The organism is Saccharopolyspora sp. NPDC002578, from assembly GCF_053592695.1.
In genome coordinates this window covers 16,734-31,018 of record NZ_JBSFWJ010000009.1, presented here as the reverse complement: position 1 = coordinate 31,018, position 14,285 = coordinate 16,734, and the positions used below count along the sequence as shown (strand labels likewise).

The window sequence follows — 14,285 nt, the reverse complement described above, 5'->3', positions numbered from 1 at the left end:
CCTCCTACTCCTGCTCCTCGACCGCCCGGACCGACGCGGCGATGCTCTCGTGCAGGTCCGCGCAGCTCTCCACGTGGGCGGTGCTGCCGTCGCGGGCGCGCGCCGCCAGCTCGGGGCACTGCCGGGCCGCCGCCCCCGTCCACTGGATGCTGGTGTGCGACGGGCTGTTCTTCTTCGCCAGCACGCACGCGCCGCACCGGGTGCACTCGACCGGGCGCAGGCCCCCTTCGAGCTGTTCTCGGCGGTCCTCGGCGGTGCGCTCCCGCAGCCGCGCCCGCATCCGCGGATCGTCGGCGAACGAGGGCGCCTTGGCCCAGCCGCCGCCCGCCGTGCTCACCGCCCGTCCGCTCGGCGCGCGAGGTTGTCGGCGACCTCCTGCTCCCACGCGACGTTCGCGCGGGTGGTGTCCACCTCGAACTCGAACCGCCCGGCCATGTCCTCGGTGACGTCGGCGGCGTCGACGTAGAACTGCTCGTACCAGCGCCGCAGCTGGTACACCGGCCCGTCCTCCTCGCACAGCAGCGGATTGTCGATGCGGGTCTTGTTCCGCCAGATCTCCACGTCCTGCAGGAAACCGACGCTGGTGTTCTTGGCGATCTTGCCCGCCATCTTGTCCGCCTGCTCGTCGGTGAGGCCGGGCAGCTTCTTCGCCAGCACGCCCCACTGCAGGACGAACGAGTTCTCCGTGACCGGGTAGTGGCAGTTGATCAGGATGGTCTCGATGGTCATGCCCTTGTGCTCGTTCCACAGCCTGTCGATCATGTACGACGGCCCGTAGTACGACGCCTCCGAGCGGCCGAAGTTCTCCTCGCCCGCGTAGTTCGACTGCGAGCCGCCGACGTCCGGGCGCCCCTTGGTGTTGAGGTACTGGGTGGCGATGTGGCCTTCGAAGACGTTCTTGAAGTACGTCGGGAACGCGTAGTGCACGTAGAAGAAGTGCGCCATGTCGACGACGTTGTCGATGATCTCCCGGCAGTTCGACCCCTCGATCAGCTCCGAGTCCCAGGTCCAGTTGCTCCACTCCGGGGAGTGCGCCTCGGGCAGTTCCGGCACCACGATGTCCGGCGGTGGCGGGTTGCCCTCCGGGTCGTTCCACACGAACAGCTGCTTGTTGCGCTCCAGGCAGATCCACGCCTTGGTGCGCGCCCGCAGCGGAATCCGCTTGGCGTAGGGGATTCCGACGCAGCGGCCCTCGCCGGACCAGCGCCAGTCGTGGAACGGGCAGGCCACCGCGTCGCCCTTGATGGTGCCCTGGCTGAGGTCGCCGCCCATGTGCCTGCAGTAACCGTCCAGCACGTGCAGCTCGCCGTCGCCGGACTGGAAGACGACGAGCTTCGTGCCGAACGCCTCGACGGCGTGCGGTGATCCGTCCTTGAACGTCTCGGCGAGCCCCAGGCAGTGCCAGCCGCGGGCGAACCTGGTCGGCGGGGTTCCGACGTCGATGGTGCGCACTTCGCTGTCGCCGTTGTTCGACGCCTGCGTCATCGCTGTCTCCTCCGTCCGCCCCTGCCGGGGCTCGAAGCGTGGTCCGTCTCGGCTCGGCCGGTCGCGTCCGCCATGTGCAGCGCGGCCAGGTATCCGAAGGTCATGGCCGGTCCGAGGGTCGCGCCCGGTCCGGCGTAGGTGCGGCCCATGACGGCCGCGCTGGAGTTGCCCGCCGCGTACAGGCCGGGGATCGGGTCGCCGTCCTCGCGCAGCACGCGGGCGTGCACGTCGATGCGCAGCCCGCCCTTGGTGCCGAGGTCCCCCGGCACGATCTTCACCGCGTAGAAGGGTGCGGCGGCCAGCGTCGCCAGGCACGGGTTGGGGCGGTTGAACGGGTCGCCGTAGTAGCGGTCGTAGGCGCTGCGCCCGCGCTGGAAGTCGGTGTCCTCGCCGCCGCGCGCGTGCTCGTTGAACCGGTCGACGGTGCCGCGCAGCCGATCGCGCGGTACGCCGATCTTGTCCGCGAGCTCCTCCACGGTGCTCGCGCGCTGGATCACGCCGGCCGCGTACCAGCGCTTCGGGAACGGCTGGCGCGGTCCCAGGCCCGCGAACACGTAGCGGTCGCGGTAGCGCTGGTCGGCGATCAGCCAGGTCGGGAGGTTGCGCGCGGGCCCGTCGCCCGGCCCGTACATCGCGTGCACCGCGTCCACGTACGGAGCTGCCTCGTTGACGAACCGGCGGCCCTCGCCGTTGACCATGATGCAGCCCGGCAGCGTGCGCTCGGCGAGGCAGAACCACGGGCCGCCGGTCAGCGGGATGGACGGGCCCCACCAGGCGTCGTCCATCAGGTCCACCGCGGCGCCGAGTTCCTGGCCTGCGCGGATGCCGTCGCCGGTGTTGGCCGCCGCGCCGACGGTCCACGCCGTGCCGATCGGTTCCCGCTGGTGCTGCTTGCGCATCACCTCGTTGCGCTCGAACCCGCCCGCGGCGAGCACGACGCCGCGCCGGGCGTGCAGCTCGACGCGCTGCCCGTCGCGGCGCACGACGACTCCGGTGACGCGTCCCGCGTCGTCCCGGACCAGGTCGAGCAGTTCGGTGCCGAGCCACAACGGCACCCGGAGGTCGCGCAGCCCGGCCCGCAGCCCTGCCGCGAGCGCCTGGCCCCGCACCAGCAGCCGCTTGCGCAGCAGGTTGGCGAGCATCCAGCGCGCACCGACCCGCACGGCGCGCAGCGCACCGCGGGGGTGGCGGGCGACGAGGTTGAGCCAGCGGAAATCGGCCTGGGTGACGGCGAAGTTGCGCGGGGACTTGGTGAAGTCCGGTTCGAGGTGGGCGAGTTCGTCGCCGAGCAGGTGCCCGTCGAGCGGCTTCGGCTCGATGGAACGCCCGCCGGGGCGTCCGCCGGGAGCTTCGGGGTAGTAGTCGGAGTAGCCCGGCACCCAGCGCATCCGCAGCGGGGTGGCGCCGAGCACGGTCGAGAGCATCGCGGGGCCGTGGGCGAGGAAGGCGCGCCGCAGTTCGGCGGGCGCGGTGTCGCCGACGATGTGGTCGAGGTAGGCGTCGGCGGCCTCGGCGGTGTCCGGGAGTCCCCGGCGCGCGAGCACCTCGTTGTTCGGCACCCACACGCCGCCGCCGGAGCGGGCCGTGGAGCCGCCGAAGCGGTCGGCCTTCTCCACCACCACGACGTGCAGGCCCGCCCGCGCGGCGGTGATCGCCGCGGTCATCCCCGCGGCTCCGCTGCCCACCACGACGACGTCGACCTGGGAGCCCGCCGGGTCCGGTGCCGGGACGGATGCGCTCATGTCACCTCCATCGCTCTCAATACTGAAACAGGTTATAGTTTTATCCGCAGTGGCGCTACGGTGATGACCGGAAACATGGACTCGGGTCGGAGATCTCGATGGAGAACCGGTTTCAATCGGAGGACGTCGTGACGGAGGAGCTGTGGGCGGACGTGGTGGTCGTGGGCTTCGGCGTCGCGGGCGCGTGCGCCGCTATCGAAGCCGCCCGCGGCGGAGCCGAGGTCGTACTGCTGGACCGGTTCTCCGGAGGCGGCGCGAGCAGGCTCTCCGGCGGAGTCGTCTACGCGGGCGGCGGCACCCGCCTGCAGCGCGAAGCGGGCGTCACCGACTCGGTCGAGGACATGTACGAGTACCTGCGGCTGGAGACCGGCGACGCCGTGTCGGAGGGCACCCTGCGGCGGTTCTGCGAGCAGAGCCCCGAGATGATCACCTGGCTGGAGGAGTGCGGCGTGCCCTTCGGCAGCGGCCTGGCCCCCTACAAGACCTCCTATCCGAGCAACCGCCACTACCTCTACTACTCGGGCAGCGAGGCCTCCGGCGGATTCCGCGACGTCGCCCGCCCCGCGCCGCGCGGACACCGCGCCTACGGGCGCGGGACCTCCGGCAAGGTCCTGTTCGCCGCGCTTGCCGCCGCGGTGCGCGCCGCCGGCGTGCGGATCGTCGACCAGACCCGGTGCACCGACCTGATCACCGACCCCACCGGCCGAGTCCGCGGAGTGCAGTGCGAGTCGCTGACCACCGCCTCCCGCCGAGCGCGGCGCACGCACCGGGCGGCGGCGAAGTTCGCCGCGAAACCCGGCCTCTACGTGCCCGCGCTGGGCAAGCGCCTGCACGCGGTGGCCGAGCGGGTGGAGCGGCGCCACGCGCGCCCGCTGCGCGTGCGGGCCAGGCGCGGTGTCGTGCTCGCCGCGGGCGGCTTCGTCGCGAACCGGGAGATGCTGCGCCGCCACGCCCCGCTGTACCGGGGCGGGCTGCCGCTGGGCACGCGCGGCGACGACGGCAGCGGCATCCGGCTCGGCACCGCGGCGGGCGGCGCGACGGACAAGATGGAGAAGGTCTCGGCGTGGCGGTTCATCACCCCGCCCAGCCCGTTCCTCGGCGCGGTCCTCGTCGACGAGCACGGCGACCGGGTCTGCGACGAATCCCGCTACGGCGCCGCGCTCGGCGACGCGCTGATCAACCACCACGGCGGTCGCGGCTGGCTGCTGATCGACGCCGAGCTGCGGCGGGAGGCGCTGCGCCGGTTGCGCGAGCAGACCGTGTGGTTCCAGCTGATGCAGGCGCTGCACCTGCTGGGCGGGCGGTCGGTGAGCGCGCCGACCCTCGCCGAGGTGGCGGTGCGCGCGGGCATCGACCCGGTGCGCTTGCGCAAGACCGCGGAGGCGCACGACGGCGCGGCGGACGGCGAAGACCCCGCGGGCAAACCGGCGGAGTTCGTGCGGCGGCTGCGCACCCCGCCGTTCACGCTGCTCGACATCTCCATCCGGCCCAGCGTCGCCTACCCGTGCCCGATGCTGACCCTCGGCGGGCTGGTCACCGACGAGACGACCGGCGCGGTGCTCGACGACGACCGCGCCCCGATCCCCGGCCTCTACGCGGCGGGCCGCACTGCCGCGGGCTTGTGCTCGAACTCCTACGTCAGCGGCCTCTCGCTCGCCGACTGCGTGTTCTCCGGACGCCGAGCGGGCCGCCACCTCGCGGGAACGGACGCCGATGGCTGACCGCGCCGAGACCTCGGGCGTCCACCGCCCGCAAGCACCTGACACCGGAGGCACCGTGCTCACCAGCGAACAACGCGACGAGCTGGCGCTGCGGCTGCGCGACGCCGAGCGGGACCGGGCGCCGATCGCGCCCCTGATCGACTCGCACCCGCGCCTCACCGCCGTCGACGCCTACGAGATCCAGCTCGCCAACATCCGCCGCAGGCTGCCCGGCACCGAGGTCGTCGGGCACAAGGTGGGCCTGTCCTCCCCGGTGATGCAGGCGATGATGGGCGTCGACGAACCCGACTACGGCCACCTGCTCGCCGACATGCGCCTGTCCGAGGACGAGCCGATCGAAGCGGCGCGCTACTGCTTCCCCCGGGTGGAGGTGGAGGTCGGCTTCCTGCTCGGCGCGGACCTGCCCGGCGAATCCTGCACCGAACAGGACGTGCTGGCGGGCACCGAGGCGCTGGTGCCGTCGATCGAGCTCATCGACAGCCGCATCACCGACTGGCGGATCAGCCTCGCCGACACCATCGCCGACAACGCCTCCTCGGCCGGTTTCCTGCTGGGAGCGGCCAGGATCGCGCCGGACGCGGTCGACCCGCGCGCCATCGACGTGGTGCTGCGCCGCGACGGCTACCGGATCGCCGAGGGCAGCTCGGACGCCGTGCTCGGCGATCCGACGACGGCGGTGGCGTGGCTGGCGCGGAAAGTCGCCGGGTTCGGCGTCCGGCTGCGCGCCGGGCACGTGGTGCTGCCCGGATCGTGCACCAGGGCCGTCGACGTGGCCTCCGGGCAGCGCTTCGAAGCCGAGTTCGGCACCGGCGGCCACCAGCTCGGCGCGGTGTCCGCGTCCTTCCGGTGACCAGGAACAGACCGACGAGGGTGCGAGGAGCTTGATGATGAGTCCAGGCAAGGCGACCGCGGCGATCGTGGGATCCGGAAACATCGGCACCGACCTGCTCTACAAGCTGAGCCGGTCCCCGGTGGTCGAACCCCGCTGGATGATCGGCATCGACCCGGCGAGCGAAGGGCTGCGCCGGGCGGCCGATCTCGGCGTGCGCACCAGCGCTGACGGGGTGGACTGGCTGCTGGCGCAGGACGACCGGCCGGACCTGGTCTTCGAGGCCACCTCGGCGGGAGTGCACCGCGCGAACGCGCCCCGCTACGCGAGCGCGGGCATCCGCGCGATCGACCTCACCCCGGCCGCGGTGGGTCCGCCGGTGGTGCCGCCGGTGAACATCGGCGCGCACCTGGAGGCGCCCAACGTCAACCTGATCACCTGCGGCGGCCAGGCGACGATCCCGATGGTGCACGCGGTGTCCCGCGTCGCGCCGGTGAGCTACGCGGAGATCGTCGCCTCGGTCGCGTCCGTGTCGGCGGGCCCCGGTACCCGCGCGAACATCGACGAGTTCACCAAGACCACCGGCCTGGGCATCGAGACCATCGGCGGCGCCGAGCGCGGCAAGGCGATCATCGTGCTCAATCCCGCGGACCCGCCGATGATCATGCGCGACACCATCTTCTGCGCCGTGGCACCGGATTCCGACACCGACGCGATCGGCGAGTCCATCACCCGCATGGCCCGGGAGATCGCCGAGTACGTCCCCGGCTACCGCCTGCTCGGCGAGCCCCAGTTCGACGCCGCCGACGACCACGTCCGCGTCGCCACCTTCGTCGAGGTCGCCGGCGCCGGGGACTTCCTGCCGCCGTACTCCGGAAATCTCGACATCATGACCGCCGCCGCCGTTCGCGTGGGCGAGGAGCTCGTCCGAGCGGGCGCGCGGCCGGACACCGCAGAGGAGCGAATCTCGTGACCGAGCTGCCCAGGACGTTCTCCGAATCGCTGGACCTGCGGGTGACCGACACGTCGCTGCGCGACGGCTCGCACCACAAGCGCCACCAGTTCACCGCCGACGAGGTGCGTGACATCGTCACCGCGCTCGACGGCGCCGGGGTGCCGGTGATCGAAGTGACCCACGGCGACGGGCTCGGCGGCTCGTCGTTCAACTACGGCTTCTCCCGCACCCCGGAGCAGGAGCTGATCGCGCTCGCGGCCCGCACCGCCGTGCACGCCCGGATCGCGTTCCTGATGCTGCCCGGCGTGGGCGTGCTCGACGACATCGTCCGGGCGCAGGACAACGGCGCCGCGGTGTGCCGGATCGCCACGCACTGCACCGAGGCCGACGTCTCCGAGCAGCACTTCCGGCTCGCCAGGCAGCGCGGGCTGGAGACCGTGGGCTTCCTGATGATGGCGCACTCCCAGCCGCCGGAATCGCTGGCGAAGCAGGCGCGGATCATGGTCGACGCGGGCTGCCAGTGCGTGTACGTGGTCGATTCGGCCGGTGCGCTGGTGCTGGAGCAGGTCGCCGACCGGGTCGCGGCCATCGTCGCCGAAGTCGGCGACGACGCCCAGGTCGGCTTCCACGGGCACGAGAACCTCGGCGTGGCGGTGGCCAACTCCATCGCCGCCGCGCGGGCGGGCGCGGTGCAGATCGACGGCAGCGCCCGCAGGTTCGGCGCCGGCGCGGGCAACACTCCGGTGGAGGCGTTCGTCGGGGTGTGCGACAAGCTGGGCATCCGCACCGGCGTGGACTTCTTCGCGATGGCCGACGCCGCCGAGCGCGTGGTGCGCCCGGCGATGCCGCAGGAGTGCCTGCTGGACCGCTCGGCGCTGATGATGGGCTACGCGGGCGTGTACTCCAGCTTCCTCAAGCACGCCGAACGCCAGGCCGAGCGCTACGGCGTGGACGCCGGGGACCTGCTGGTGCGCGCGGGGGAGCGCAAGCTCGTCGGCGGGCAAGAGGACCAACTCATCACCCTCGCCTTGGAACTGGCCTCTTCCGGATGACCTGCGTAGTGGTCGGGTGGCGGAACCTCAGCGGTTTCCTCGCTGCGGGATCTTTTTTTCCAAGTGGCTCCGCCACGAGGGAAAAAGCTGTCCTCGCGAGGAAACCGCTGAGAACCCGCCGGTGGTCGGCTTGCTCTGGTGGTCGCTGCTCAGCGGCTCCGGGCCGCTGACAGGACAACGATCAAAAGATCATTCGGTACAACCTTTCGATCATTCTATCCACAATGGACGTTTCGATTCGACGGGGCTGGAGCGTGCTGCGGCTTTCTCGGCTCGGGTGGCCCGGCGGAGTGCTCGACACTAACGAGAACATGTTCTAGTATTGGCCGCGTTGTGATCGCCGATCAGGGAACTTCGCGGAGCAGCAATCCGCTCCGGTCCACCGGTTCTGCGGCGGAACGGGTTCCACATCGTGCTCGTGCGGCGGGTGCGGGAACGGGAGCGCTTGGATGAGCGACCAGGACGGCCAACGGGTCATCGAGGAAGTGCGGCAGTTGCTCCCGGTGCTGCGCGAACGCGCGCAGAAGGCCGAGGACGCCCGCCGGGTCCCTGAGGAATCGATCGAGGAGCTGCAGCGGACCGGCTTCTTCAAGCTGCTCCAACCGGCGCGGCACGGCGGCTACGAGGCCGACCCCGTCGACTTCTACACCGCGGTGCGGCTCATCGGCAGCGCGTGCGGCTCGACGGGCTGGGTCGCCTCCATCATCGGCGTCCACCCGTGGCACCTCGCCCTGTTCTCCGCGCATGCGCAGGACGAGGTGTGGGGCGAGGACGCGAGCACGCTCGTGTCGTCCTCGTACGCGCCGATGGGCAAGGCGAAGCTGGTCGACGGCGGCTACCGGTTGTCCGGGCGGTGGAGCTTCTCCTCCGGCTGCGACCACGCCCGGTGGGCGTTCGTCGGGGGACCCGCCTACAACGACGCGGGCGAACCCGTCGACTTCTGCACCTACCTGCTGCCGCTGGGCGACTACCGGATCGACGACGTGTGGGACACCGTGGGCCTGCGCGGCAGCGGCAGCAACGACATCGTCGTGGACGACGTGTTCGTCCCCGCGCACCGGGCGCTGAGCTTCATGGCGATGACCGAGACGCGGTGCCCCGGCCACGAGATCAACACCTCGCCGCTGTACCGGCTGCCGTGGGGCACGGTGCACCCGACGACGATCACCGCACCGATCATCGGGATGGCCCAGGGCGCCTACGACGCGCACGTCGAGCACCAGGGCAAGCGCGTGCGGGCGGCCTACGCGGGGGAGAAGTCCAAGGAGGACCCGTTCGCGAAGGTGCGGATCGCCGAGGCCGCCAGCGAGATCGACGCGGCCTGGCTGCAGCTGACCCGCAACATCTCCGAGGAGTACGAACTGCTCAAGGCCGGCCAGGAGGTCCCGATGGCGCTGCGGCTGCGCGCCCGCCGCGACCAGGTCCGCGGCACCGCCCGGTCCATCGAGGCGATCGACCGGCTCTTCGAGAACTCCGGCGGCCGGGCCCTGGCCAGCGGCACCCCGATCCAGCGCTTCTGGCGCGACGCGCACGCCGGCCGCGTCCACGCGGCCAACGACCCCGAGCGCGCCTACACCATGTTCGGCACCGGGGAGTTCGGCCTGCCGATCAAGGACTCGATGGTCTGATGGGAGAATTCGTGGCCACCGCAACGGAAACCGAGCCGACCACCCGCGTCGCCGAACTGCCCTCGGGCCTGCGGCTGCAGTACCACGAGGCCGGGACCGGGCACCCCGACACGGTGGTGATGCTGCACGGCGGCGGACCTGGAGCGTCGGCGTGGAGCAACTTCAGCCGCAACTTCGAGGTCTTCGCGCAGCGGTTCCGCACCATCGCCGTGGACCAGCCCGGATTCGGCGGCTCCAGCAAACCCACCGAGCACGGCCAGTACTTCACCCACAGCGCCACCGCCCTGCGCGAGCTGTTCGACGAGCTGCGCCTCGACCGGGCGCACCTGTTGGGCAACTCGCTCGGCGGCGGCACCGCCGTCCGCTTCGCGCTCGACCACCCCGACCGGGCCGGGCGCCTGGTGCTGATGGGACCGGGCGGGCTGAGCATCAACCTGTTCGCGCCGGACCCCACCGAAGGTGTGCGGCGGCTCTCCGAGTTCGGCGCGCCACCCGGCCCGAGCAAGGAGAAGCTCGAAGCGTTCCTGCGGACCATGGTGCACGACCAGTCCCTGATCACCGACGAGCTCGTCGAGCAGCGCTACGCGGCGGCCTCCTCCCCGGAGTCGCTGGCCGCGATGCGCGCCATGGGCGAGTCGTTCCGCCGCGCGGAGACCTTCGAACAGGGCATGTTGTGGCGGGAGGCCTACCGCCTGCGCCAGCGGGTGCTGCTGGTGTGGGGCCGCGAGGACCGGGTGAACCCGCTCGACGGCGCGCTGCTGGCGCTCAAGCTGATCCCCCGCGCGCAACTGCACGTGTTCGGCGGCTGCGGGCACTGGGCGCAGGTCGAGAAGTTCGCCGAGTTCAACCGGATCACCCAGGACTTCTTGCTGGACTGACGACCGAGGGAGTGCGCGATGGGCATCCGTTCGCTGGGATATCTGCGGATCGAGGCCACCGACGTCGAGGCGTGGCGGGTGTTCGGCACCAAAGTCCTCGGCATGATCGAAGGCGACGGCCCCGACCCGGAAGCCGTCTACTTCCGGATGGACGACTTCCCGGCGCGGCTCGTGATCGTGCCCGGCGAGGCCGACCGGCTCGCCCAGACCGGCTGGGAAGCCGCCAACGAGGCCGAGATGCACGAGGTGGCGCGCAACCTGGAAGCCGCCGGGGTCTCCTACAAGGAGGGCGACGCCGCCGACCTCGCCGACCGCCGCGTCAACGGCCTGATCCGCTTCGAAGACCCCTCCGGCAACACCCAGGAGGTCTTCCACGGCGCCGAACTGCGGCACCGCCGCGTGGTGAGCCCGTACGGGCACCGGTTCGTCACCGAGGAACAAGGACTCGGGCACGTGGTGCTGTCCACCCACGACGACGCGGCGGCACTGCGCTTCTACCGGGACGTGCTCGGGTTCCGGCTGCGCGACTCGATGCGGCTGCCCCCGGAACTGGTCGGCAGGCCGTCGGACGGCGAACCGGCGTGGCTGCGCTTCTTCGGCTGCAACCCGCGCCACCACAGCCTCGCGTTCATGCCGATGCCCACGCCCAGCGGCATCGTGCACCTCATGGTCGAAGTCGCCGACGTCGACGACGTGGGCCTGACCCTCGACCGCGCGCAGCGTCGGAAGGTGCCGATGTCGGCGACGCTCGGCAGGCACGTCAACGACCTGATGCTGTCGTTCTACATGAAGACGCCCGGCGGCTTCGACGTCGAATTCGGCTGCGAAGGCAGGCAGGTCGAGGACGAGGACTGGATCGCGCGGGAGAGCACCGCGGTCAGCCTCTGGGGCCACGACTTCAGCATCGGGATGCAGGGGTGATGCGGCCTGCGTAGCGGGTCGGGTGGCGGAACCTCAGTCGTCATCTCGCTGCGGGATCTTCTTCCCGAGTGGCTCCGCCACGAGGGAAAAAGCCGTCCTCGCGAGAAGACTGAGAACCCGCGGGTGGCCGGCTTGCGCTAGCTGGTCACTGCTCAGCGGCTTCGCCGCTGACAAGATCGGAAGATGAACGTGGGAGGTCTTGTTCGTCATGGCCGGAGACGTCGAGGTGGCGGGGGAAAGCGGTTCGGCCGGGCTTGATCAGGTCAGGTTTCGGCGGGTGCTCGGGCGGTTCTGCACCGGGGTCACCGTGGTGGCCGGGATGGACGGGGAGCGGCCGGTCGGGTTCACCTGCCAGTCGTTCGCGGCGTTGTCGCTGGAGCCGCCGCTGGTGCTGTTCTGCCCCGGCCGGAGTTCGCGGACCTGGCCGCTGCTGGCCGAATCCGGGCGGTTCTGCGTGAACGTGCTCGCCGATCGGCAGGAAGCGGTGAGCACCGTGTTCGGCCGCGGCGGCGTCGACAAGTTCGCCGAGGTCGGCTGGCACCCCGGCCCGTCCGGTTCACCCGTGCTCGACGACGTCCTCGCCTGGGCGGACTGCACGGTCGAAGCCGTCCACGAAGCGGGCGACCACTACGTCGTGATCGGCCGGGTGCAGGCGCTCGGCGAGGGCGACGCCCGCAACCCCCTGCTGTTCTACCGAGGCGCCTACGCGGGCGTCCGAGCCGAAGCAGGCCCCCTCGACGCTCTGCTGGCCTGGCCGAGCCAGGACGACTGGCTCTGACACCGGGCCCGGTGCGGCGATACCGGAGGCGTTCTCCTTCCTGGAGCGGCGATCATGCGGTATACAACCAGTATGCCGAACACTCATGCTTACACCGCGACGGTGACCTGGACCGGGAACACCGGAGGTGGCACGACGTCCTACCGGGACTTCAGCCGCGACCACGTGGTGGAGGTCGCGGGCAAGCCGCGGGTGGAGGCCTCCGCCGACCCGGCGTTCCGCGGGGATCCGGCCCGGCTCAACCCGGAGGACCTGCTCGTGGCCTCGTTGTCGGAATGCCACCTGCTCACGTACCTGTCGTTGTGCTCGAACTCCGGCGTGGTGGTGTTGAGCTACCAGGACGAGGTCCGCGGCACCATGGCCGAGAGCGTCGGCGGTGGCGGGCGGTTCACCGAAGTGGTGCTCCGCCCGAAGGTGACGGTGGCGGACGAGTCGATGCTCGCGAAGGCCGAGCGGCTGCACGAACTGGCCCACCGCAACTGCTTCATCGCCAACTCCGTCAACTTCCCCGTCCGCCACGAACCGCAGATCACCGTCGTGGGTTGAGGGGTCGCACTTCGGCCGCGGGGGACCCGGACGTCGAGCGCTGGACGTCACCGCCCTCGGCGGTCGTGGCGGTCGTCTTGGTCCAGGCGCCGAGACGGCCTCCTACGATGTCGGGATGAGCACCAGGCTGGCCGCGTACGCGGTGTGCGCGCAGGACGGCCGGGTGCTGCTCGTGCGCTGCGCGGAACCGAACGGCGAGCACACCTGGAGCCTTCCGGGCGGCGGGGTCGAGCACGGCGAGGACCCGTTCCACGCGGTGGTCCGGGAAGTGGCCGAGGAAACGGGCTGCGACGCGGTGGTCGAGCGCCTGCTCGGCGTCGACTCGCGAGTGATCCCCGCGGCCGAGCGCTGGGTTCCCGGCCGGGAACCGCACCAGAACGTCGGCGTCTTCTACCGAGTCCGCATCACCGGTGGCGAACCACGACCGGAGCCGAACGGCGCGACGAGCGAACCGATGTGGACGCCGATCCCGGACATCGCCCACCTCCGGCGCTCCTCCCTGGTCGACGTCGGCCTCGCCCTGGCCCGGACCACCCCGGCCACCGGCCACGTGGCCCCCGTCCCCACCGGCGGCCTGCTCCAGCACTGAACCCATCTCACCGGAGTTCGTGCTTGAGGACTTTGCCGCTGGGGTTGCGGGGGAGGGCGGGGCGGAACTCGACGTGGCGGGGGAGCTTGTAGTTCGCCAGGTGGTCACTGTCCGGCGTGACTCGCTCGCCACGTGGTGTGTTCCCTGCTGATCGCCGCTTCCGCGTCGGACGCCGCCGCGCCCCATTCCGCTTCGGTCATGTCCCGCTGCAGCAGATCACTGATCACTCCTAGCTCGTGGGAGGTCACCACGTATGCCGTCCCGGTTGTCTGGTGCTGTCGGGTCGCGCTCCACGCGGCGAACGCCGACACGCAGGCCGCGACGACACCGGCGAGATCGAAATCGATGACACCGACCGCCTTGCTCAGTGCGACCGCGATGCCCAGGACCTCCAGCAGCAGCGTCAACGTTCGGTAGATCGAGGCACGGCGGTGGTGGAATTCGGCCTTGGCCGCGTACCAACTCTGCTGATCGAGCAGCCGCCCCGTGAGGTAGGCGTCTTTGCGTTCTGCGAGCGACGCGGATCGAAGCTGCCGCATCCGGTCGCTGATGGTCGTCCCGCTCCTGCTGGGCAGCACCTCGACGTTCGGCAGGTCGTGTTGCAGGTTGCGGATGCGCGCCAAGAAGACGTCGTCGGCGACTTGAGTCGGGGCGTCCACGGGGAACGGGTCTGCTCCGACGACGTAGCGCCAAGTCAAGGTCTTGGTGGACTCCGCAAGTGCCCGGCCCTCGTACCAGGTCTTGTCCGCCCGCGACCCGAACACCGACAGCTCCACCGCGAGCGCACCGACGAAGGCCAGTGCCGTGACCACTGCGAAGAAGTCCACTGTTTCCGGGGCGTCCTGGCCCGGTACCGCCCCGCAAGCAGCGGCCAGGACCGCGAGAACCAAGCCTGCCCGGACCGACCGCAAATAGGCCCGCTGCTTCGACTGCGACGCCAGGTCGGAAGCTTGGTAGAGCGCCGGGAAATCAGAGTCGGCAAGGGGGACTGCTCTCACTTCATCATCGCTCGACATCCGGACGTTCTCCTCATGGCAAGGGAAAGGGGACTACGAATCAGCTGTCGACGGTGTCGAATCTCTCGCGCCGACGTGCTCGTCCCGGCCCGGCGGGCCGGGACGACTCGCACAGCTGCATCGCCGTAGCGCTCCTGTCCCCGGC

At 70.9% G+C, this 14,285-nt stretch carries 14 protein-coding genes; 10 read left to right on the top strand and 4 right to left on the bottom strand.

Going from position 1 to position 14,285, the window contains the following annotated elements; genetic code table 11:
• Positions 1 to 4: 4 nt before the first annotated feature.
• Genes ACWD38_RS06885 through kstD form a run of 3 tightly spaced genes read right to left on the bottom strand, consistent with a single transcriptional unit; the run spans position 5 to position 3,227 of the window.
• Positions 5 to 337 carry a hypothetical protein gene (locus tag ACWD38_RS06885; RefSeq protein ID WP_184479026.1) on the bottom strand — a complete coding sequence of 111 codons (333 nt, stop codon included), beginning with the start codon at positions 335 to 337 and terminating at the stop codon, positions 5 to 7.
• The gene (locus ACWD38_RS06880; RefSeq protein WP_450123549.1) at positions 334 to 1,485 is read right to left on the bottom strand and encodes a Rieske 2Fe-2S domain-containing protein; all 1,152 of its coding nucleotides are present in this window, start codon (positions 1,483 to 1,485) and stop codon (positions 334 to 336) included. Before ACWD38_RS06880 ends, ACWD38_RS06885 begins: the two co-directional genes overlap by 4 nt.
• Positions 1,482 to 3,227: a 3-oxosteroid 1-dehydrogenase gene (kstD, locus tag ACWD38_RS06875; RefSeq protein WP_450123548.1), complete on the bottom strand. Its 1,746-nt coding sequence runs from the start codon at positions 3,225 to 3,227 to the stop codon at positions 1,482 to 1,484. Before kstD ends, ACWD38_RS06880 begins: the two co-directional genes overlap by 4 nt.
• A gap of 98 nt (positions 3,228 to 3,325) precedes the next feature.
• Here kstD and ACWD38_RS06870 point away from each other — a divergent pair, with 98 nt between their 5' ends.
• The 10 genes from ACWD38_RS06870 to ACWD38_RS06825 all read left to right on the top strand — a co-directional run bounded on the left by ACWD38_RS06870 (position 3,326) and on the right by ACWD38_RS06825 (position 13,124).
• Positions 3,326 to 4,948 (top strand): FAD-binding protein, encoded by a 1,623-nt coding sequence (locus ACWD38_RS06870; protein ID WP_450123547.1) that lies wholly within the window; start codon positions 3,326 to 3,328, stop codon positions 4,946 to 4,948.
• Entirely contained in the window at positions 4,941 to 5,798 is an 858-nt protein-coding gene (locus ACWD38_RS06865) for a 2-keto-4-pentenoate hydratase (RefSeq protein WP_221315791.1), read from the top strand. Before ACWD38_RS06870 ends, ACWD38_RS06865 begins: the two co-directional genes overlap by 8 nt.
• 37 nt (positions 5,799 to 5,835) lie before the next feature.
• A complete protein-coding gene (locus ACWD38_RS06860) occupies positions 5,836 to 6,750 on the top strand; it encodes an acetaldehyde dehydrogenase (acetylating) (RefSeq protein ID WP_184479030.1) in 915 nt (304 codons plus the stop codon).
• A complete protein-coding gene (gene dmpG, locus ACWD38_RS06855) occupies positions 6,747 to 7,784 on the top strand; it encodes a 4-hydroxy-2-oxovalerate aldolase (RefSeq protein WP_450123546.1) in 1,038 nt (345 codons plus the stop codon). The genes ACWD38_RS06860 and dmpG overlap by 4 nt, the downstream gene beginning before the upstream one ends.
• Positions 7,785 to 8,233: 449 nt before the next feature.
• Entirely contained in the window at positions 8,234 to 9,412 is a 1,179-nt protein-coding gene (gene hsaA / locus ACWD38_RS06850; protein WP_450123545.1) for a 3-hydroxy-9,10-secoandrosta-1,3,5(10)-triene-9,17-dione monooxygenase oxygenase subunit, read from the top strand.
• A gap of 11 nt (positions 9,413 to 9,423) precedes the next feature.
• Entirely contained in the window at positions 9,424 to 10,290 is an 867-nt protein-coding gene (hsaD, locus tag ACWD38_RS06845) for a 4,5:9,10-diseco-3-hydroxy-5,9,17-trioxoandrosta-1(10),2-diene-4-oate hydrolase (protein ID WP_343071357.1), read from the top strand.
• A gap of 18 nt (positions 10,291 to 10,308) precedes the next feature.
• A complete protein-coding gene (gene hsaC, locus ACWD38_RS06840; protein WP_450123544.1) occupies positions 10,309 to 11,211 on the top strand; it encodes an iron-dependent extradiol dioxygenase HsaC in 903 nt (300 codons plus the stop codon).
• 208 nt (positions 11,212 to 11,419) lie between these two features.
• Entirely contained in the window at positions 11,420 to 11,989 is a 570-nt protein-coding gene (gene hsaB / locus ACWD38_RS06835) for a 3-hydroxy-9,10-secoandrosta-1,3,5(10)-triene-9,17-dione monooxygenase reductase subunit (RefSeq protein WP_184479035.1), read from the top strand.
• Positions 11,990 to 12,061: 72 nt separating this feature from the next.
• Positions 12,062 to 12,535: an OsmC family protein gene (locus ACWD38_RS06830; protein WP_184479036.1), complete on the top strand. Its 474-nt coding sequence runs from the start codon at positions 12,062 to 12,064 to the stop codon at positions 12,533 to 12,535.
• A 115-nt stretch (positions 12,536 to 12,650) separates the two neighbouring features.
• Entirely contained in the window at positions 12,651 to 13,124 is a 474-nt protein-coding gene (locus ACWD38_RS06825) for an NUDIX hydrolase (protein WP_184479037.1), read from the top strand.
• 104 nt (positions 13,125 to 13,228) lie between these two features.
• Here the strand turns inward: ACWD38_RS06825 and ACWD38_RS06820 are convergent, their stop codons facing one another.
• Entirely contained in the window at positions 13,229 to 14,140 is a 912-nt protein-coding gene (locus ACWD38_RS06820) for a DUF4231 domain-containing protein (RefSeq protein ID WP_450123543.1), read from the bottom strand.
• Positions 14,141 to 14,285 lie beyond the last annotated feature (145 nt).